Annotated in this window: 18 protein-coding genes; 6 read left to right on the top strand and 12 right to left on the bottom strand. The window is 66.3% G+C overall.

What is annotated here, in order from left to right:
* Positions 1-26: 26 nt before the first annotated feature.
* Entirely contained in the window at positions 27-977 is a 951-nt protein-coding gene (locus tag AC1RB9_RS27915) for a SphA family protein (RefSeq protein WP_003114361.1), read from the bottom strand.
* A 224-nt stretch (positions 978-1,201) separates the two neighbouring features.
* Between AC1RB9_RS27915 and sphR the strand changes: the two genes are divergently transcribed.
* Entirely contained in the window at positions 1,202-2,272 is a 1,071-nt protein-coding gene (sphR, locus tag AC1RB9_RS27910) for an AraC family transcriptional regulator SphR (protein WP_003114360.1), read from the top strand.
* Between the two features lie 44 nt (positions 2,273-2,316).
* Here sphR and argB read toward each other — a convergent pair whose 3' ends face one another.
* The 4 genes from argB to coaBC are packed head-to-tail and all read right to left on the bottom strand — an operon-like array spanning position 2,317 to position 7,553.
* Entirely contained in the window at positions 2,317-3,222 is a 906-nt protein-coding gene (gene argB / locus AC1RB9_RS27905; protein ID WP_003096572.1) for an acetylglutamate kinase, read from the bottom strand.
* A gap of 16 nt (positions 3,223-3,238) precedes the next feature.
* Positions 3,239-5,845, bottom strand: coding sequence for a phosphomannomutase/phosphoglucomutase (locus AC1RB9_RS27900; RefSeq protein ID WP_003457877.1), 2,607 nt, complete (start codon positions 5,843-5,845; stop codon positions 3,239-3,241).
* 36 nt (positions 5,846-5,881) lie between these two features.
* Positions 5,882-6,337: a dUTP diphosphatase gene (gene dut / locus AC1RB9_RS27895; RefSeq protein WP_003098293.1), complete on the bottom strand. Its 456-nt coding sequence runs from the start codon at positions 6,335-6,337 to the stop codon at positions 5,882-5,884.
* A gap of 7 nt (positions 6,338-6,344) precedes the next feature.
* Positions 6,345-7,553, bottom strand: coding sequence for a bifunctional phosphopantothenoylcysteine decarboxylase/phosphopantothenate--cysteine ligase CoaBC (gene coaBC, locus AC1RB9_RS27890; protein ID WP_003098292.1), 1,209 nt, complete (start codon positions 7,551-7,553; stop codon positions 6,345-6,347).
* A gap of 139 nt (positions 7,554-7,692) precedes the next feature.
* Here coaBC and radC point away from each other — a divergent pair, with 139 nt between their 5' ends.
* On the top strand, positions 7,693-8,367 hold the full coding sequence (radC, locus tag AC1RB9_RS27885) for a RadC family protein (protein ID WP_003096559.1): 675 nt from the start codon (positions 7,693-7,695) through the stop codon (positions 8,365-8,367).
* Positions 8,368-8,383: 16 nt separating this feature from the next.
* On the opposite strand, the gene AC1RB9_RS27880 is transcribed toward radC, so the two are convergent.
* Positions 8,384-8,932 (bottom strand): hypothetical protein, encoded by a 549-nt coding sequence (locus AC1RB9_RS27880; RefSeq protein ID WP_003098290.1) that lies wholly within the window; start codon positions 8,930-8,932, stop codon positions 8,384-8,386.
* Positions 8,933-8,957: 25 nt separating this feature from the next.
* Entirely contained in the window at positions 8,958-10,538 is a 1,581-nt protein-coding gene (locus AC1RB9_RS27875) for an ABC transporter substrate-binding protein (protein WP_003098288.1), read from the bottom strand.
* Between the two features lie 354 nt (positions 10,539-10,892).
* Between AC1RB9_RS27875 and rpmB the strand changes: the two genes are divergently transcribed.
* Complete coding sequence (gene rpmB / locus AC1RB9_RS27870; protein WP_003096556.1) at positions 10,893-11,129, top strand: 50S ribosomal protein L28; 237 nt, start codon at positions 10,893-10,895, stop codon at positions 11,127-11,129.
* An 11-nt stretch (positions 11,130-11,140) separates the two neighbouring features.
* The gene (gene rpmG, locus AC1RB9_RS27865) at positions 11,141-11,296 is read left to right on the top strand and encodes a 50S ribosomal protein L33 (RefSeq protein ID WP_003096555.1); all 156 of its coding nucleotides are present in this window, start codon (positions 11,141-11,143) and stop codon (positions 11,294-11,296) included.
* A 133-nt stretch (positions 11,297-11,429) separates the two neighbouring features.
* On the opposite strand, the gene AC1RB9_RS27860 is transcribed toward rpmG, so the two are convergent.
* Both AC1RB9_RS27860 and aptA read right to left on the bottom strand, forming a co-directional pair.
* Positions 11,430-11,792 (bottom strand): cupin domain-containing protein, encoded by a 363-nt coding sequence (locus AC1RB9_RS27860; RefSeq protein WP_003096551.1) that lies wholly within the window; start codon positions 11,790-11,792, stop codon positions 11,430-11,432.
* 65 nt (positions 11,793-11,857) lie between these two features.
* The gene (gene aptA, locus AC1RB9_RS27855) at positions 11,858-13,192 is read right to left on the bottom strand and encodes an omega-aminotransferase AptA (RefSeq protein WP_033873880.1); all 1,335 of its coding nucleotides are present in this window, start codon (positions 13,190-13,192) and stop codon (positions 11,858-11,860) included.
* Positions 13,193-13,421: 229 nt separating this feature from the next.
* On the opposite strand from aptA, the gene AC1RB9_RS27850 reads away from it, so the two are divergent.
* Positions 13,422-14,915 (top strand): aldehyde dehydrogenase, encoded by a 1,494-nt coding sequence (locus tag AC1RB9_RS27850; RefSeq protein ID WP_003098285.1) that lies wholly within the window; start codon positions 13,422-13,424, stop codon positions 14,913-14,915.
* A 146-nt stretch (positions 14,916-15,061) separates the two neighbouring features.
* Entirely contained in the window at positions 15,062-16,225 is a 1,164-nt protein-coding gene (locus tag AC1RB9_RS27845; RefSeq protein ID WP_003114355.1) for an MFS transporter, read from the top strand.
* A 3-nt stretch (positions 16,226-16,228) separates the two neighbouring features.
* Here the strand turns inward: AC1RB9_RS27845 and AC1RB9_RS27840 are convergent, their stop codons facing one another.
* The 3 genes from AC1RB9_RS27840 to dadR form a co-directional block, all read right to left on the bottom strand.
* A complete protein-coding gene (locus AC1RB9_RS27840; RefSeq protein ID WP_004347289.1) occupies positions 16,229-17,818 on the bottom strand; it encodes a phospholipase D family protein in 1,590 nt (529 codons plus the stop codon).
* A gap of 85 nt (positions 17,819-17,903) precedes the next feature.
* Complete coding sequence (locus AC1RB9_RS27835) at positions 17,904-19,223, bottom strand: NAD(P)/FAD-dependent oxidoreductase (protein ID WP_003098280.1); 1,320 nt, start codon at positions 19,221-19,223, stop codon at positions 17,904-17,906.
* A 177-nt stretch (positions 19,224-19,400) separates the two neighbouring features.
* A complete protein-coding gene (gene dadR, locus AC1RB9_RS27830; protein WP_003096535.1) occupies positions 19,401-19,889 on the bottom strand; it encodes a transcriptional regulator DadR in 489 nt (162 codons plus the stop codon).
* Positions 19,890-19,989 lie beyond the last annotated feature (100 nt).

Here is a 19,989-nt window from a genome sequence, read left to right as displayed (position 1 = left end):
CCGGGCTGCCGCTTCGTTCCGATGCCTCAGAGTTCGAACGGAATGGTCAGCTTGGCCCAGAGCATGTCGCCCTCGGGGCGGTTCTCCACGTCGAATTCCTTGGCCCAGCGGATCTCCGCGCTGGCGTACTTGAGGAAGGTCAGGTGCACGGCCGGGCCGATGGCGAAGACCTGGCCGCGTACGCCGTCGTCGACTTCCTCGCCGAAACCGAACACCCGTACGGTCTCGCCGTTCTGTTTGTCGTCGGTGGTCTGCTTGAGGTAGTAGCCGTTCAGGCCGAGGCGCAGGTTGTCGGTCACCCGGTAGCTGGCGGAATAGTCGAAATGGAAGATCTGCCCCGAGCGATAGTCGGTGTCGTGGTTTTCCATGTTGAAGCTGTAGGTGGCCTTCAGCGACAGCTCGGTGCGTTCGGTGGGCAGCCAGGTGAAGGAGAACAGCGGCTTGTAGGTGTAGAAGTTGTTGCTGGTGTTGGCCAGCCGCTCGGCATCGTACTTGCCGGTGGGCACGGTGACCTCCACGGCGGCGGCCAGGGTCAGGTCCTTGCCCATGTCCCAGAGGATGATTGGCGCGAAGGTGGTGTCGCCCATGCTTTCCCGTTCGTCGCTCAGGCCGAACGCGGCCACCCGTTGGCGGAGATAGGGCTGGGCGATGTAGCCGCCCAGGCGCCCGCCGAAGATCCGCAGCGGGCTCAGGTAGTCCAGGCGAGGGATGATCGCATCCGAGCTGATCTTCACGTCGGACACCTTGCCGCCGAAGGAGCTGATGTTCAGCTTCCTGGCTTCGTAGTGGTTGTAGTAGACGTTGAAGGCGAACATGTGGTCGGGGAGGTTGTCGACGTCCAGTGGCAGGGTGAAGAAACCGTCGGTTCCTGGACCAATGTTGTCCACGCCGCCTTCGCTGGCGTGGGTGCAGCAGCTGACGGCGAGGGTGACGCAGGCGGCCAGGCGCAGGGGCCTGTGGGGGCGGATCGGGTTCATGGGCGGGCTCTTATTATTGTTGGCGTGGCTCGGGGCACGGCATAGGAATAAGCCCTAACGGCAGGCCGAGGCAGGGCATTGACGGTCAGCGAGGGGGGGATTTGCGGACACTGCGCAATGCTTTGTTACATCTGTGCGGAACGCTATATGATGGGACGCTCATCCCATGTCGCGATCCACCGCCAGAACAAGAACGAAGCCGAGACCGGCTCAGGATTTCGCCCATGCACAACAATGCCGCCGATGCGCGCTACGAACTCGCCCAGGTATCCACCTTCCTGCTGCAGACGCTGGCCGAGGTGGTCGAAGGCCATGGTGTCGATCCCGCGCGGCTGTGCCGGGGCCTGGGCTTCACCGTCGAAGACCTGCAGGACCCTACCCAGCGCATCTCCTACCGCCAGGCCGTGAGCATGATCCAGCGTGCCCTCCAGGCCCTGCCGGAGCGGGGACTGGGGCTGTGGGTCGGACACCAGAACGTGCTCGGCACCCTTGGCCTGCTGGGCCATGTGCTGTCGCTGTGCCGGACCCTGCGCGACGCGTTCGACATCGGCGTGCGCTACCAGCACAGCTCGGGCGGTATCGTCACCTCCAGCGTCTACCAGCAGGGCGACACCTTCTTCGTCGAGGTTGAATGCCACCTGCCCAGCAGCGAGGTGCAGGTGTTCGCCATCGAGGAGTTCTTCGCCAGCCTGCTGGTGTATGGGCGTGCCCTGGTCAGCCCGGCGTTCGAACCGCTGGGCATCGAACTCATCCATGCCGCTCCGCCCTACGCGGGCGAATACCTGCGCCTGCTGGGGCCCCAGGTACGCTTCGGCTGCCTGCACAACCGCATGGCGATCGCCAGCCACTGGCTGGACATGCGCCTGCCCAACCACAACCTGCCGGCGTTGCGCCAGGCGCTGGCCCTGCTGGAGCAGGAAAGCACCCAGGTGCACCGGAAACTCGACTTGGTCCAGGCGGTGGAACGGGCCATCGCCCGCGACCTAAGCCTGGGCAGCCAGATCGAAAGGATTTCCGCCGAACTGAACATGAGCAGCCGCACCCTGCGGCGCCGGCTGGCCGAACACGGGCTGACCTTCGAGGCGTTGCTGGAACAGGTGCGACGAGGGCGGGCGATGAGCCTGCTGGGCAACCCCGGGATGTCCATCGAACGCATCACCGAGGAAGTGGGATACCGTGACATCCGCAGTTTCAGGCGCGCGTTCAAGCGCTGGACGGGAGTGAGCCCGGCGACCTTCCGTAGCGAGGGCACGAGCCCGTTGGACCAGGTCTTCACGCTGGCCGCGCGACGCTAATGGAGGAACCGCCATGGCGCGCCGGAGCGCGCCGTGGCGGGCGATCAGTGACGCTTGCGGTTGCTGATCAGGGTGCCGACGCCGCTGTCGGTGAAGATTTCCAGCAGCACGGCATTCGGTACCCGGCCATCGATGATGTGCGCGCTGGTCACGCCGCCCTGCACCGCTTCCAGGGCGCAGCGGATCTTCGGCAGCATGCCGCCGTAGATGGTGCCGTCGGCGATCAGCTCGTTGACCTGTTCGGTGGACAGCCCGGTCAGCACCTGGCCCTGCTTGTCCATCAGGCCGGCGATGTTGGTCAGCAGCATCAGTTTCTCGGCCTTCAGCGCTTCCGCCACCTTGCCGGCCACCAGGTCGGCATTGATGTTGTAGGACTCGCCGTTGCTGCCCACGCCGATCGGCGCGATCACCGGAATGAAGTCGCCCTTGACCAGCATGTTCAGCAGCCCGACGTTGACCCCGGTGACTTCGCCCACATGGCCGATGTCGATGATCTCCGGCTTGGTCATCTCCGGGGTCTGGCGGGTCACGGTGAGCTTCTTCGCGCGGATCAGCTCGGCGTCCTTGCCGGTCAGGCCGATGGCGCTGCCGCCGTGGCGGTTGATCAGGTTGACGATGTCCTTGTTCACCTGGCCGCCGAGGACCATCTCCACCACGTCCATGGTCGCCGCGTCGGTGACGCGCATGCCGTCGATGAAGTGGCTCTCGATCGACAGGCGCTTGAGCAGGTCGCCGATCTGCGGGCCGCCGCCATGCACCACCACCGGGTTGATGCCGACCGCTTTCATCAGCACCACGTCGCGGGCGAAGCCGGCCTTCAGCTCCTCGCTCTCCATGGCGTTGCCGCCGTACTTGATCACCAGCGTCTTGCCGACGAAGCGGCGGATGTAGGGCAGGGCCTCGGAAAGGACCTTGGCAACCTGGGCGGCGTCATCGCGACTCAGGGTCATGGGGAGCTCCGACATGTCAGAAGGGCACGGGCAGCGAGGAATCCACTGCCTTCAGTTGGTTACGGAAGACGGTCTTGATGCGCTCCAGCTCTTCCTCGGTGTCCGCTTCGAAGCGCAGGACCAGCACGGGAGTGGTGTTGGAGGCGCGTACCAGGCCCCAGCCTTTGGGGTAGTCGACCCGCACGCCGTCGAGGGTGGTGATGTTGCCTTCGCCCCATTGGGCGTCGCGTTGCAGCGCCTCGATGATGGCGAACTTGCTGTCCTCGGTGACGGTGATGTTGATTTCCGGGGTGGAAATGTCGCTCGGGAAGGCCGAGAACACGTGCTCGCTGTCACGCTGGTCCTGGCTGAGGATTTCCAGCAGGCGGGCGGCGCTGTAGATGCCATCGTCGAAGCCGAACCAGCGCTCCTTGAAGAACACGTGGCCGCTCATCTCGCCAGCCAGCAGGGCGCCGGTTTCCTTCATCTTCTTCTTGATCAGCGAGTGGCCGGTCTTCCACATCACCGGACGGCCGCCGTAGCCGCTGATCAGGGCGATCAGACGGCGGGTGCACTTGACGTCGAAGATGATGTCGGCCCCCGGGTTGCGCGAGACCACGTCCTTGGCGAACAGCATCAGCAGACGGTCCGGATAGATGATGGTACCGGTATTGGTGACCACGCCGACGCGATCGCCGTCGCCGTCGAAGGCCAGGCCCAGGTCGGCGTTCTCGGCCTTGACCTTGGCGATCAGGTCCTTCAGGTTCTCCGGCTTGCCCGGGTCCGGATGGTGGTTCGGGAAGTTGCCGTCGACCTCGCAGTACAGCGGGATCACGCTGCAGCCCAGGGCCTCGATCAACTGCGGGGCGATCACCCCGGCCACGCCGTTGCCGCAGTCGACCACCACCTTCATCGGCTTGGCCATGGCGATGTCGTCGCGGATCTGCTTGAAGTAGCGCGGCAGGATGTCGACCTGCTCTACGCTGCCGACGCCGGATGCCAGGTCGTTTTTCTCGATGCGCTCGCGCAGGGCCTGGATCTGCTCGTTGGCCAGGGTCTCGCCGGCGACCACGATCTTGAAGCCGTTGTAGTCCGGCGGGTTGTGGCTGCCGGTCAGCATCACCCCGGACTTGCCCTCGAGCACGTTGGCCGCGTAGTACAGCACCGGGGTAGGCACCATGCCCACGTCGCTGACCTGGCAACCGCAGTCCACCAGGCCCTGGATCAGCTGCTTGACCAGCTCGGGACCGGACAGGCGGCCATCGCGGCCGACAGCGACGCACGGTTCGCCGCGGGCGAGGCTTTCCGAGCCGATGGCGCGACCGATCCAGTAGGCGGTCTCGGCGGTGAGGGTATCGCCTACCACGCCACGGATGTCGTAGGCGCGGAAGATGCTGGCGGGCAGCGTCGGTGCTTTTGCAGTGCTCATGATGGGGGTTTGCTCCAATCCCAGGAGGTCCTGGTCTTCATCGAGAATGTCGATATCCAGAATGTCGGTGTTCTGGAACAACGGATCTGCCAATGCCGGCTCCTCGCGAGGAGGCGCTTTCGCCACCGCCACCGGCGCCACCGGCGCTGCCTTGGCAGGGCTGGGCACGCTGGTCGGCTCCGGCTTGCGCCGCGGCTGGCGGGCCAATGCCTGGATCAGCGGGGCGAAGCCCGGCAGGCTAGGCACAGGGGGTTTGGCAGTGCGTTGCCCGCCGAGTTCCTGAAGATACTGACCGAGGGTCAGGACATCCTGATGCAGGCGGCGCAACAGCGACGAACGGGTGAGGTAGGTGCCGAGGATGCCGCCGAGCAGCGCCAGCAGCGCCGCGAGTGCCAGCAGCAGCGGCGAGGCCTGGGTCGAAGCGACGCTGCCGGGCGTGTAGTTCAGTTTCCAGTTCGGATTGCCGCTGTCCAGCGCTTGCGCACCCTTGCCCGGCGCCGGCGTACCGCGTTGCAGCAGCACCTGGGCCGGTGCGCCGGAGAACTGCTGGACCAGTTGTACCTGGCCGGCATCGCCCGGCAAGGGCGGCAGGGCGCGCAGCAGCCGTTGCAGGTCGACCGCCAGCAGCAGCGTGCCTTGCAGGCTCTGGTCGGCGCCGCGCACCGGCGCGGCGCTGTACAGCAGCCAGCGCTGGCCGACCTTGTAGGCTTCGGCGGCGACGTTCTGGCCACTTTCCACCCGGTGCAGGATATCCAGGGCGGCGAAGCTGACCGGGCCGGGGCTGTCGTTGTCCTGGGTGGCCTGGCCGGGCGCGTTCAGGTGGGCATCGACCACGCCGTCCCAGGCCAGCAGGCTGCGCTGGGCGGCCTCGATGCGGGTGGCGTCGCCGCTTTGCAGGGCTTCGAGGGCGAGGGGGCTGGCCGCGGCGGCGCGGGTGTCGGCGGCGAGTTGCTGCAAGGCCTGGCGCAAGGCGCCGGCCTGGCCTTCGGCCCAGGCCGCGTCCAACTGGCGCTGCTGCGCCTCACCGGCGCCGCCGAAGACGCCGAACCAGAGCAGGGCGCCGGCGGCCGCCACGCCCAGTAGGCTGGCGCCTATACCGGGCAGCAGGTCCTTGCCGTCAGCGCGTTCGGACGCTGCCTTGCGCGGCTTCTTTTCCGGTTCGAGCAGGTCGCCCAACTCGTTCCCATCCTTGGCGGTGCGCTGGAAAAGCTTCATGCCGCGTCTCCTCGGCGTCTCGTCCTGTGTTCGGGGTCAGTGGCTGCCGGAATGGCCGAAGCCGCCGGCGCCGCGCTGGCTTTCGTCGAACGCTTCGACCAGCTCGAAATGCGCCTGCACCACCGGCACCAGTACCAACTGCGCGATGCGCTCGCCGACGGCGATGGTGAACGGCGACTCGCCGCGGTTCCAGCACGACACCATCAGCTCGCCCTGGTAGTCCGAGTCGATCAGGCCGACCAGGTTGCCCAGCACGATGCCGTGCTTGTGCCCCAGGCCGGAGCGCGGCAGGACCAGGGCGGCGAGGCCGGGATCGGCGATGTAGATGGACAGGCCGGTGGGAATCAGCAGGGTCTGGCCCGGGCCGAGGACGCTGTCTTCCTTGAGCATGGCGCGCAGGTCCAGGCCGGCCGAGCCCGGCGTGGCGTACTGCGGGAGCGGGAAGTCGGAGCCCAGGCGGGGGTCGAGGATCTTGGCTTGGAGAGAGTGCATCAGTAACTCATTGCTGGTTGAGGCGGTCGGCGATGAAGGCGATCAGCTGGCGAGCGATCTTGCCCTTGCTGGTCTGGGCGAAGGTGCTCGGATGCAGGTCGCGGTCGATCACCGTGATCGCGTTCTCGTCGCTGTTGAAGCCGATCGAGGGGTTGGCCACGTCGTTGGCGACGATCAGGTCGAGGTTCTTGTCCTTCAGCTTGCGTGCAGCATAGTCCAGCAGGTTTTCGGTTTCTGCGGCGAAGCCCACGCTGAAGGGACGATCCTCGCGCTGTGCGAGGGTGGCGAGAATGTCGGGATTGCGCACCAGCTGCAAGAGCAAGCCCTCGCCGCTGGTAGGGTCTTTCTTCAGTTTGTGCGCGGCGACCACTTCCGGGCGGTAGTCGGCGACCGCCGCGGAGGCGATCAGCAGGTCGCAGGGCATCGCCGCCTCGCAGGCGGCCAGCATGTCGCGGGCGCTGACCACGTCGACGCGCTGCACCCGGTCGGGCGTGGGCAGGTGCACCGGGCCGGTGACCAGGGTCACCCGTGCGCCGGCTTCCACCGCCGCCTCGGCGAGGGCGAAGCCCATCTTTCCGGAACTGTGGTTGGTGATGTAGCGCACCGGGTCGATGTTTTCCTGGGTCGGGCCGGCGGTGATCAGCACATGCACGCCGGTCAGCGCCTGGCGCTGGAAGCAGTCGGCGGCGCGCTGCGCCAGTTCCTCGGCTTCGAGCATGCGTCCGAGGCCGACGTCGCCGCAGGCCTGGCTGCCCGCTGCCGGACCGAACAGGTGGAAGCCGCGCTGGCGCAGCAGCTCGGCGTTGGCCTGGGTCGCGGTGTCGCGCCACATGGCCTGGTTCATCGCCGGTGCCAGGGCGATTTGCGCGTCGGTGGCCAGCACCAGGGTGGTCAGCAGGTCGTTGGCCACGCCCTGGACCAGGCGCGCCATGAGGTCGGCGGTAGCCGGTGCGATCAGCACCAGATCGGCCCAGCGGGCCAGTTCGATGTGGCCCATCGCGGCTTCCGCCGCCGGGTCCAGCAGATCGGTATGCACCGGATGGCCGGACAACGCCTGGAGGGTCAGGGGCGTGATGAACTCGCGGCCGCCCTGGGTCATCACCACTCGGACTTCAGCGCCCTGGTCGCGCAGGCGGCGGACCAGTTCGGCGCTCTTGTAGGCGGCAATGCCGCCGCCCACGCCGAGGACGATGCGTTTCCGATAGAGCCGCTGCATAGGCTTGCCTTAATAAGGAAATGGATGACATGCGCTTCGGCAAACGCGCCTCCCCAGGTCGTCTGCCGCGCAAAAAGGATGGGCTAAGATAGCACAGCGTCCGCACGGGAACAGCGGGCGGGCTCGATGGGGAAAGCGAATGAGCATCCGCGATTGGCCCGAAGCCGAACGGCCTCGGGAGAAGCTTCTGGAGCAGGGCGCGGCGGCCCTTTCCGATGCCGAGCTGTTGGCGATCTTCCTGCGCACGGGAGTGACCGGTTGTAGTGCGGTCGAGCTGTCGCGGCGGCTGTTGAGCGAGTTCGGCGGGCTGCGTGCCCTGCTCGAGGCGGACCTCGCCTCGTTCTGCGGCCATCTCGGGCTCGGCGTGGCCAAGTATGCGCAATTGCAGGCCGTGCTGGAGATGGGCCGGCGCCACCTGGCCGAGCGCCTGCGTCGCGATTCGATACTGGAGAGCCCGCAGGCGGTGCGCGACTATCTCAAGGCGCGCCTGCGCCACGAGCAGCACGAGGTGTTCGCCTGCCTGTTCCTCGACACGAGGCACCGGGTCCTGGCGTTCGAGGTGCTGTTCCAGGGCAGCATCGATGGCGCCAGCGTCTACCCGCGCCAGGTGGTCAAGCGCACCCTGGCGCACAACGCGGCGGCGCTGATCCTGACCCATAACCACCCCTCCGGCGACGCCCGTCCGAGTCTCGCCGACCGCCAGCTCACTGCGCGCCTCAAGGAAGCCTTGGCGCTCATCGACGTGCGGGTGCTCGACCACTTCATCATCGGCGACGGCGAGCCGCTGTCGCTGGCCGAATACGGTTGGCTGTGAGCGTTCGACGAAGGGCTCAGCCCAGGCGCCGCTCGATGCCCGCCAGCAGGCGCCGGCGGATCAGCCCGCTGACCGGGCGGATCGCCAACCAGTAGGGGGTGAAGCGCAGGCGGCTGGCGCGATCGGGGCAGAACACCCGGGTTTCCGTGTGCAGCAGGGTACCGCTGGCGCTGGGCGTGCAACGGAAACACAGCACGAGCTTGGCCACTCCGGGCTGGTCGTAGCAGCGGAAATGCTCGCCGTCCGCGATGCGTTCCAGGGCGAAGTCGGCGCGCCAGAAGCGGCCGACCAGGCCGTAGGCGATGGCCTGGTCGGCGCGGCGCTCCAGGCGGGTGAACTCATGCAGGCCGAAGCGTGGGCGGCCGGCCAGGTCGTTGCGCCGGCCCAGCAGGCCGGCCAGCCTTCCCGGCGCTTCGCGCAGGACGAGGAAGGCGCGCACCAGCGGGTCGTCGAAGCGCAGCAGGTCTTCCACCGCGTCGAGTACCGCTGCGGCCGGCGCGTCGATCAGCCGCTGGTGGTGTTCGCTGAACTGCCAATGCGGCAGGTAGAGACGGTCGAGATCCATCGCTGGGTTCTCCCGGGCGTGGCCTTCAGCGTTTCACGGCGACCCGAGAGAAATCCTGGCGACCGAACGGATTGACCTGGTAGCCCTGCACCTCCTGGCGGGTAAGGGCGAAGGCGGTCGGGTGGGCCAGGGGCAGCCAGAGCGCCTGTTCGTGGATCAGTTTCTGCGCCTGGTGGTACAGGCCGGTGCGTTGTTCCTGGCTGCTGGCGGCCTTGCCGTCGGCAATCAGCTTGTCCAGGCCGGGGTCGCAATAGCGCGCGAAGTTGAGCCCCGACTTGACGCTGGCGCAGCTGAATTGCGGAGTGAGGAAGTTGTCCGGATCGCCGTTGTCGCCTGCCCAACCCATGAACAGCAGGTCGTGTTCGCCGTTCTTGGCGCGACGGATCAACTCGCCCCATTCGATGACGCGGATGTTGGCCTTGATCCCGGCCTCCGCCAGGTCGGCCTGGAGCAGTTGGGCGCCGAGGCTCGGGTTGGGGTTGAGCAGGCTGCCGGACGGGCGGGTCCAGATGTTCAGCTCGGGAAGCTGCTTGCCGGCCAGCAGCTTGCGCGCCTGTTCGGGGGCGTGCGGGTAGGCGGGAATATCCCTGGCATAGCTCCAGGTGTTCGGCGGATAGATGCCGGTGGCGGCACTGGCGCTGCCTTCGAATACCGCCTGCAGGTAGCTGGTGCGGTCGAAGGCCAGGTTGATCGCCTGGCGCACCTTGGGATCGTCCAGCGGCGGATGCTGGGTATTGAGGGCGACGAAGGCGGTCATGAAGGCCGGCGTCTGCTCGACCTTCAGGCTGGCGTCCTTGCGCGCGCTCTCCACGTCCAGCGGCTTCGGCGACAGGGCGATCTGGCATTCGCCGCGGCGCAACTTCTGCAGGCGCACGTTGGCGTCCGGGGTGATGGCGAAGATCAGCGCGTCGACCGCCGGCTTGCCGGCGAAGTACTCGGGGTTGGCGGCGTAGCGCACCACCGCGTCCTTCTGGAAGCGCTTGAACACGAACGGGCCGCTGCCGATCGGCTCGGCGTTGAGCTTTTCCGGGGTTCCGGCCTTCATCAACTGGTCGGCGTATTCCGCCGAATAGATGGAGGCGAAGCCCATGCTCAGCATCGGCAGGAAGGTCGCGTCGGGGTGGTCGAGAACGAACAGCACCTGGTGGTCGCCGCTTTTCTCCACCCGCTTGATCAGCTCCGGCAGTTGCATCGACTGGGCGTGCGGGAAGCCGTTCTGCGCCACCTTGTGCCAGGGATTGGCCGGATCGAGCATGCGCTGGAAGCTGAACACCACGTCGTCGGCGTCGAGCGTACGGCTCGGCTTGAAGTAGGCGGTGCTGTGGAAGTGCACACCCTGGCGCAGGTCGAAGCGATAGCTCAGGCCGTCGTCGGACACCGACCAGCGCTCGGCCAGCGAGGGCACCACCGTCCCCTTGCCGGCGTCGAACTCGACCAGGCGATTCATCAGCACATCGGCCGAGGCGTTGGTGGTGGTCAGCGAGTTGTACTGGACCACGTCGAAGCCCTCGGGGCTGGCTTCGGTGCACACGCTCAAGGCGGCAGCGGCGGCGGGCTGGGCGAGCAGCAGGGGGGCGAGGAACAGGGAGAAAGCGGCGAGGCGCATGACGGGCTCCATTCGAACGGTTAACATGCCCATCCGCAGCGGTTGGGCGCAGTCATGCAAGGCCGTTGGCGACCTTGAATCGCTACCCTAGACCATGCGGCGGGCAGCGACAACGAGGCAAGGCGACGAACGGCCGCGGTGCGAAGCCCGCAGTGAGGCGGGCCGCGGCTGCGCCATGGTCTTCACCCTTGCGGCGCGGGGCGCCTTTCTGATATAAAGCTGCGCTCTTTTCTGGGGCCACGCTCTCCTTCGTCGGGATGCAGCGGGTAAGACCCCGGTGAAACTGAGTATCGAACTTGAGTTAAAGCAGCCAACCCATGCCGGGTTGGGCATGAGGTTATAGAGGGCTGAGGCATGTCTAGAGTCTGTCAAGTAACCGGTAAGGGTCCGGTTACCGGGAATAACATTTCCCACGCACACAACAAAACCCGCCGCCGTTTCCTGCCGAACCTGCAGCACCACCGTTTCTGGGTCGAGTCCGAGAAGCGCTTCGTACGTCTGCGCGTTTCCGCCAAGGGCATGCGTATCATCGACAAGCGTGGCATCGAGGCCGTCCTGGCTGACCTGCGTGCCCGCGGCGAAAAATTCTAAGGAGCTGAATCATGCGTGAATTGATTCGTCTGGTGTCCAGCGCCGGTACCGGCCACTTCTACACCACCGACAAGAACAAGCGTACCAAGCCTGAGAAGATCGAGATCAAGAAGTACGATCCGGTTGTTCGTCAGCACGTGATCTACAAGGAAGCCAAGATCAAGTAATTGATCCGGCACCTTGCGAAAAGCCCGCCCCTGGCGGGCTTTTTCATTTCCGGCGTACGAACCCCGGGCCGCGCACAAAAAAGCCCGCCAGGTGGCGGGCAAGGGTAACAAGCATTCTGGATGAAGCCGGGGCTCAGGCCTTGGCTTCGAAGATCACATACACCTTGCGACAGGCTTCGAGCACTTCCCAGGTGCCCTGGAAGCCGGCAGGGATCACGAAGCGGTCGCCGGCGCGCACGGTCTTGGCGTTGCCGTGCCGGTCGCGCAGCACCGAGACGCCCTGGATGATCTCGCAGTACTCGTGTTCGGTGTAGTTCACCGTCCACTGGCCCACGGCGCCTTCCCAGATACCGGCGTTGAACTGCCCGCAGGGGCTGCCATAGTGGTTGCGCACGCTCTGTTTCGGGTCGCCCTTGAGGATTTTCTCCGGCGCCGGGCTGTAGTGCTCCGGGGCGCTGTTGGCCTGGGCGAAGTCGACGATCTGTTCGATGTTCATGCTGACTCTCGGTTCTTGTGGTTCTGGCCAGTTGGGGGCAGGGCGGCGCCAGCCGCCCGCCTGGATCAGACGCTGGCGCGGATGGCCTGGGCCAGGCGCTCGACGATCTGGTCGATGTGGGGCTTGTCGATGATCAGCGGCGGCGACATGGCGATGATGTCGCCGGTCACCCGGACCATCAGGTCGTGCTCCCAGAAGCAGCGCTCGAAGACGTCGTAGCCGCGCTTGCCGGGGCCGTCCGCGTGCGGCGCCAGTTGCACGCCGCCGACCAGGCCGATGGCGCGGATGTCGACCACGTTGGGCAGGTCGCGCAGGCTGAACAGCGCGTCCTGCCAGTAGCCTTCCAGTTCGACGGCCCGCTGGAACAGGTCGTCGTGACGGTAGATGTCCAGGGTCGCCAGGGCGGCGGCGCAGGCTACCGGATGGCCGGAATAGGTATAGCCGTGGAAGAACTCGATGGCGCCCTGCGGGCCTTGCATGAAGGCAGCGTGGATCTTCTCGTCGACGAATACGGCGCCCATCGGGATGCTGCCGTTGGTCAGCCCCTTGGCGCAGGTCAGCAGGTCCGGGACGACGCCCCAGCGCTGCGCGGCGAAGGCTTCGCCGACGCGGCCGAAACCGGTGATCACTTCGTCGAAGATCAGCAGGATGCCATGCTTGCGGGTTATCTCGCGCAGCCGCTGAAGGTAGCCCTTGGGCGGCAGCACCACGCCGGCCGAGCCGGACATCGGCTCGACGATCACCGCGGCGATATTCTCGGCGCCGTGCAGGGTCACCAGGCGTTCCAGCTCCTCGGCCTTTTCCACGCCATGCTCGGGCAGGCCGACGGTGAAGGCGTTGCGGGCGACGTCCAGGGTGTGCGGCAGGTGGTCGACCCCCGGCAGCAGGTTGGCGGAGAAGGCCTTGCGGTTGTTGACCATACCGCCTACCGACAGGCCGCCGAAGCCGACCCCGTGGTAGCCCAGTTCGCGGCCGATCAGGCGGGTGCGGGTGCCCTGGCCGATGGCGCGCTGGTAGGCAAGGGCGATCTTCAGCGCGGTGTCCGCCGATTCCGAGCCGGAGTTGGTGAAGAATACTTTGTTCAGGCCCGGCGGGGCGATTTCCGTCAGCCGCGCGGCGAGTTCGAACGGCAGCGGGTGACCCATCTGGAACGGCGGGGCGTAGTCGAGGGTGGCGATCTGCCGGGCCACCGCTTCGCTGATCTCGCGCCGGCCGTGGCCGGCATTGCAGCACCAGAGGCCGGCGGTGCCGTCGAGGATGCGGCGCCCGCCCTGGGCGATATAGTGGATGCCTTCGGCGCTTTCCAGCAGGCGCGGCCGCGCCTTGAACTGGCGGTTGGCGGTGAAGGGCATCCAGAAGTTGTCGAGGCTGCTCGACTGCGGCTCGTTATTCATTGTCATAGGGCCACCCAGGTTGCACGCGAGGGATGAAGACGCTAGTCCGGGCGAGTCTATGTTTAAAATAATGAACGTGACAAGGGAGTTAGAGGGGTTCCTGTCAAATATATTGAAAACAGGCGCTGCTCTGGTTTAGGGTGGCGGACACCACGGGCCGCGCGCCCGCCTTGCAGAATCTGACAGCGCGCCTGTCTCCCAGGCGCCCAGAACACCAATAAGAGGACACGTTGTCATGACCACCCTGACCCGCGCCGACTGGGAAGCCCGCGCCAAAGACCTGAAGATCGAAGGCCGTGCCTTCGTCAACGGCGAATACAGCAACGCCGCCTCCGGCGAGACCTTCGATTGCCTGAGCCCGGTGGATGGCCGCTTCCTGGCCAAGGTCGCCAGTTGCGACCTGGCCGATGCCGAGCAGGCGGTCAAGGTCGCCCGCAATGCCTTCGATTCCGGCGCCTGGTCGCGCCTGGCGCCGGCCAAGCGCAAGCAGACGATGATCCGCTTCGCCGATCTGCTGCTGGAGAACGCCGAGGAGCTGGCACTGCTGGAAACCCTGGACATGGGTAAGCCGATCAGCGACTCGCTGCACATCGACGTCGCCAGCGCCGCCAACAGCCTGCGCTGGAGCGCCGAGGCGATCGACAAGATCTATGACGAAGTCGCCGCCACTCCCCATGCCGAGCTGGGCCTGGTGACCCGCGAGCCGGTCGGCGTGGTCGCCGCCATCGTGCCGTGGAACTTCCCGCTGCTGATGTCCTGCTGGAAACTCGGTCCGGCCCTGGCCACCGGCAACTCGGTGATCCTCAAGCCCTCCGAGAAGTCGCCGCTGACCGCCATCCGCATCGCCCAGTTGGCCGTCGAGGCCGGCATTCCGAAAGGCGTGTTCAACGTGCTGCCGGGCTATGGCCACACGGTAGGCAAGGCGCTGGCATTGCACATGGATGTCGACACCCTGGTGTTCACCGGTTCGACCAAGATCGCCAAGCAACTGATGGTCTATGCCGGCGAGTCGAACATGAAGCGCGTCTGGCTGGAGGCCGGCGGCAAGAGCCCGAACATCGTCTTCGCCGACGCCCCGGACCTGAAGGCCGCCGCCGAAGCCGCTGCCGGCGCCATCGCCTTCAACCAGGGCGAAGTCTGCACCGCCGGTTCGCGCCTGCTGGTGGAGCGCTCCATCAAGGACAAGTTCCTGCCCCTGGTGATTGAGGCCCTCAAGGGCTGGAAGCCGGGCAACCCGCTGGATCCGGAAACCAACGTCGGCGCGCTGGTGGACACCCAGCAGATGAACACCGTGCTGTCCTACATCGAGGCCGGTCACAACGACGGCGCCAAGCTGGTCGCCGGCGGCAAGCGGACCCTGGAAGAAACTGGTGGCACCTACGTCGAGCCGACCATCTTCGACGGCGTGACCAATGCGATGAAGATCGCCCGCGAGGAAATCTTCGGCCCGGTGCTCTCGGTGATCGAGTTCGAGGATGCCGAGGAAGCCGTGCGCATCGCCAACGACACGCCCTATGGGCTGGCGGCGGCGGTCTGGACCAGCAACCTGTCCAAGGCGCACCTGACTGCCAAGGCCCTGCGCGCCGGCAGCGTCTGGGTCAACCAGTACGACGGCGGCGACATGACCGCTCCGTTCGGCGGCTTCAAGCAGTCGGGCAACGGTCGCGACAAGTCGCTGCACGCCTTCGACAAGTACACCGAGCTGAAGGCGACCTGGATCAAGCTCTGATCGCCTAGGTCGGCCCTTCCGGGCCGGCTCTCTCGAGCCACACCCGCGGCCGGGTTTCCTTCTGGAAGCCCGGCCGCTGTGCTTCGTGCGCCGGATATATCCGCTCGCCCCGGCAAGGCTTCCGGGGTGCCAACGGGAGAATCGCAATGCGTTGGGGAAGCTATTTCGCCGTCTGTTCCGCAGTCATCAGCATCGGCCTCGCCCTTGGCCTGACCATGCCGCTGGTCTCGTTGCGCCTGGAGAGCTGGGGCTACGGCAGTTTCGCCATCGGCGTGATGGCCAGCACGCCGGCAGTGGGCGTGCTGCTCGGCGCGATGATCGCCGGGCGCCTCGCCGCGCGCGTCGGCACGCCGCGGCTGATGCAGTTGTGCCTGCTCACCGGGGCAGCCTCCGTCGGCCTGCTGGCGCTGCTGCAGAGCTACCCGGTATGGCTGTTGCTGCGCCTGCTGATCGGCGTGCAGCTCACCGTGGTGTTCATCCTCGGGGAAAGCTGGATCAACCAGTTGGCAGTGGAGAAGTGGCGTGGCCGGCTGGTCGCGCTGTACGGCACCGGCTACGCCCTCAGCCAACTGTCCGGGCCGGTACTGCTGACCTTCATCGGTACCGCCGACGACCGTGGCTTCTGGTTCGGCGTCTGCCTGCTGATTGCTGGCTCGTTGCTGCTGCTGGGCCGCAGCGGTGCGCCCAGGGTCGATCCGCACAGTGCCTCCGGGCGCGGTTTGTGGGCCTTCTGCCGGGGCCTGCCGGCGATCGCCTGGGCGGTGGTGTTGTTCGCTGCCTTCGAGGCGATGATCCTCACCCTGCTGCCGGTATACGGGTTGCGCCAGGGCTTTCCGCAAGCGGTGGCGCTGGCCATGGTCAGTACCGTGGTGGTGGGCGATGCATTGTTGCAGCTGCCGATCGGCTGGCTCGCCGACCGGGTCTCGCGCAGCGGCCTGTTCGGCGGCTGCGGCCTGGTGCTGCTGCTGAGCAGCCTGGCGATTCCCCTGCTGCTGCAGACGCCGTTGATCTGGCCGCTGCTGGTGCTGTTCGGGGCCAGCGCCGGCGGGTTGTTCACCCTGGCGCTGATCCTGATCGGCGAGCGCTACCGAGACGATGCCCTGGTCCGGGCCAATGCCCATGTCGCGCAGCTATGGGGCATCGGCTGCCTGCTCGGCCCGCTGGCCACCGGCGCCGCCAGCCAGTGGATCAGCGGTCACGCCCTGCCGTTGATGATGGCGCTCGGCGCGGCGGGCTTCGTGGTGCTGGTGCGGCTGCGCGGGGCGATTCCGGCGGACGACGAGGCGACCGGCCTGGAAGCCTCCGAGTGACCCTCAGAGCATCTTTTCCAGTCCGATCATTCCCGCGACCCAGGCGTTCAGGCGTCGCCACAGGCTACCCGGCTCGTGGCGCAGGACCTGAGGCCGGCCGTCGCGCTCATCGATCCAGACCAGCTTCGGCCGGCTACCGCTGCGGTCGATGCGCACCTGATAGCTGACGCTCGGCGCCATGCCCTCCAGCGCCAGTTGGCGGACCTGCTCGGCCAGCAGCGGACTGTCGACGATGACCCCGACTTCGGTGTTCCACAGGATCGAGCGCGGATCGAAGTTGAACGAACCGATGAATACCTTGCGCCGGTCGAAGACCATCGCCTTGCTGTGCAGGCTGGCGCTGCTCGATCCGTGCAGGCGCCAGGGCGCGCCGCTCAGCGGCTGGTCGGGATTGGCGCGCAGCTCGTAGAGCTTAACGCCATGCTCAAGCAGCGCCATCCGATAGGGCGCGTAGCCGGCATGCACGGCGGGCACGTCGGTGGCTTCCAGGGAGTTGGTCAGCAGGCGCACGCGGACGCCGCTGTCGGCCTTGCCGGTGAGGTAGTTGAGACCGTCCTTGGCCGGAACGAAATACGCCGAGACCAGGATCAGTTCCTTCTGCACGCCCTTGAACAGGCCCGCCAGGTGCGGACTGAGCAATAGGTGCGGGTCGGGCTCGCCGCGGCTCAATACCTTCAGCGGCGCATCCCAGATCGCCTCGGCGCGGGCCCAGGTGAGATTCTCCAGCCAGTTGCCCAGGCGTGGCTGGTCGCCGCGGTCGAACAGGTGGCGGATGTAGCCGGACTCCTTCACCGACTCCTTGCGCAGGTAGCGCTGCAACTTGCGTCGGGCCGACTCCAGTTCGCCGGGATAGGGCGCGCGCCAGAGGAAATCCTCGATCGGCCGGCTGATGGCGCTGTTCCAGTACTGGTCGAAGCTGTGCGAGAGCTGGTTGGCGATGGGGCCGACGCCGAGCAGGTCGAGGTCGGTGAAGTTCATCTCCGGCTTGGCGTTGAAATACTCGTCGCCGAGGTTGCGTCCGCCGACGATGGCCGCCGTGCCGTCGGCCAGCCACAGCTTGTTGTGCATGCGCCGGTGTTGCTGGGACAGGTTGAACAGGCGGCCGACGCCTCGCGTGATGCCGGTGGCGCGGCCCAGGTGCAACGGGTTGAACAGGCGCACCTGGATGTTCGGATGGGCGGAGAGCACACCGATCTCGTAGTCCCAGCCATCGCTGGCGGTGTCGTCGATGAGGATGCGTACCCGCACGCCACGGTCGGCTGCCTTGAGCAACTCGTAGGCGAGGGCGCGCGTGGTCAGTCCGTCGTGGACGATGTAGTACTGGATGTCGAGGCTGCGCTGGGCTGCGCGAATCAGCGCCGCGCGGGCGACGAAGGCATCCTCGCTGGCGCCCAGGAGGTGGAAGCCGGACTGGCCGGGGTGGTCGCGTCCCTGGATTTCGGCCTGCCTGGCCAGCCAGGTACCCTCGGCGGGCAGTGCCGACGACGGTTGCGGCGGAGGAGTGCTGGCGCAGCCGGAGAGGGCCAGGAGGGCCAGCAGGAGGAATCGGCGAAGCAAGGATATCTCCCGTGGAAACTCGAACGACCGGCTCATCCCGGTCGTGCGAATTCTAGGAGTTTTCCTCGGAAGAGCGATGCCCCGCCTGATTTTTTCAGAATCCACCGAGCCTCGGATGGGCTCAGCTACCGAGTTTTTCCTTCAGCCGGTACCAGGCCATGCCCAGCGCCAGCAGTGGCGAGCGCAGCAACTTGCCGCCGGGGAAGGTGATGTGCGGCACCTTGGCGAACAGGTCGAAGCCGTCGCTCTGCTGGCCGCCGATGGCTTCGGCGAGCAACTGCCCGGCGAGGTGCGTGGCGTTCACCCCGTGTCCGGAATAGGCCTGGGCGAAGTACACGTTGGGCTGCCCCGGCAGGCGGCCGATCTGTGGCAGGCGATTGGCGCCGATGCCGATCATGCCGCCCCATTGGTAGTCGATGCGGACGTTCGCCAGTTGCGGGAATACCTCCAGCATCTTCGGCCGCATGTAGGCGGCGATGTCGCTGGGGTCGCGGCCGGAATAATGGCAGGCGCCACCGAACAGCAGGCGGTTGTCGGCGGAGAGCCGGTAGTAGTCGAGGGCCACGCGCTGGTCGCACACCGCCATGTTCTGCGGCAGCAGTTGGCGGGCCAGTTTCTCGTCCAGCGGTTCGGTGGCGATCACGTAGCTGCCGGCCGGCAGTACCTTGCCGCCGAGCAGCGGGTTGAGGTCGTTCATGTAGGCGTTGCAGCCCAGCACCAGGGTCTTCGCCCGCACTTTGCCGGTGGCGGTATGCACCTGGACTTCCGTGCCGTAGTCGATCCGCGTCACCGGCGAGCGCTCGAACAGGCGGACGCCCAGCGACTGGGCAGCGGCGGCTTCGCCGAGGACCAGGTTGAGCGGGTGCAGGTGGCCGGAGCCCATGTCCACCAGGCCGCCGACGTAGCGATCGGAGCCGACCACGCTGCGCATCTCCGCGGCCGGCACCAGGCGCATCTCGTGGCGATAGCCGAGGGCCTGGAGTTCCTCCATGTCCTCGCGGAAGCCCTGGTAGTCGCCGGGCTTGTTCGCCAGGTCGCAGTAGCCCCAGCGCAGATCGCAGTCGATGGCGTACTGCTCGACCCGGCGACGGACGATCTCCACCGCCTCCAGGCCCATCAGCTTGAGTGCCTTCACGCCGTCGGCGCCGATCACCGGGAGGAACTGCTCGACGTCATGGCCGACGCCGCGGATCAACTGGCCGCCATTGCGCCCACTGGCGCCCCAGCCGATCCGGTGCGCTTCCAGCAGGACCACGGAGAAGCCGCGCTGGGCCAGTTCCAACGCCGTGTTCACTCCCGAGAAGCCGCCGCCGACGACGCACACGTCGGCCTGTTCTTCGCCGGCCAGGGGAGGGCACTCGATGCGTCGGTTGAGCGTGGCGGCGTAGTAGGAGGGGGCGTGTTGGGCGGTATGCACCGGCTGGTGAACGCGGGCGTTCATGTGTGAAATCCTGATTATTATGTGTGGAAAATTTGACGGAGCATAAACGTCAGTCGAGGCGCTCGCCAAGGGCGAAAAAGGAAAAAACTGCGAGGTGTTGCGGGGATCGTGTACAGAAAAGACGGTGTTTCCCGTCTATGCCGGGAGTCCTGGCGGACTCCCGGAGCGCGTCATGGGTCAATCCGGAACCGGTAGGTCGAGCGATTCCTTGACCTCTTCCATGACGATATAGCTCTTCGACTCGCGTACGTGCGGCAGTTTCAGCAGGATGTCGCCGAGCAGCTTGCGGTAGGACGCCATTTCCGAGATGCGAGCCTTCACCAGGTAGTCGAAGTGGCCGGACACCAGGTGGCATTCCAGCACATGGGGCAGCTTGAGCACCGCCCGGCGAAACTCTTCGAAGGTATCGCCGGACTTGTAGTCCAGGCTGATCTCGACGAACACCAGCAGGCTGGCCTTCAGATGCTGCGGATTGAGCCGGGCGTGATAGCCCATGATCAGGCCTTCGCGCTCCAGGCGGCGCACGCGTTCGGTGCAGGGTGTGGTCGAGAGGCCGACGCGTTCGCCCAGCTCGGTGAAGGAAATGCGACCTTCCTCCTGCAGGATGCGGAGGATGTTGCGGTCGATCTTGTCCAGCTCGCGCTTGCTCTGATGCTGGGTACGCATGGATGGAGGCTCCCCGTCTGGCTCGGAAAATCCGGAAATTTTCCGCCAATATAACGTCGAAAGCAGGGAAAAACACTGGCCAGGGAAAACGCCTTGATCT

The sequence above is a fragment of the Pseudomonas sp. 20-5 genome (assembly GCF_056782835.1).
Note: the sequence above shows the minus strand (reverse complement) of the source record. Positions and strands in the feature narration are given on the sequence as shown.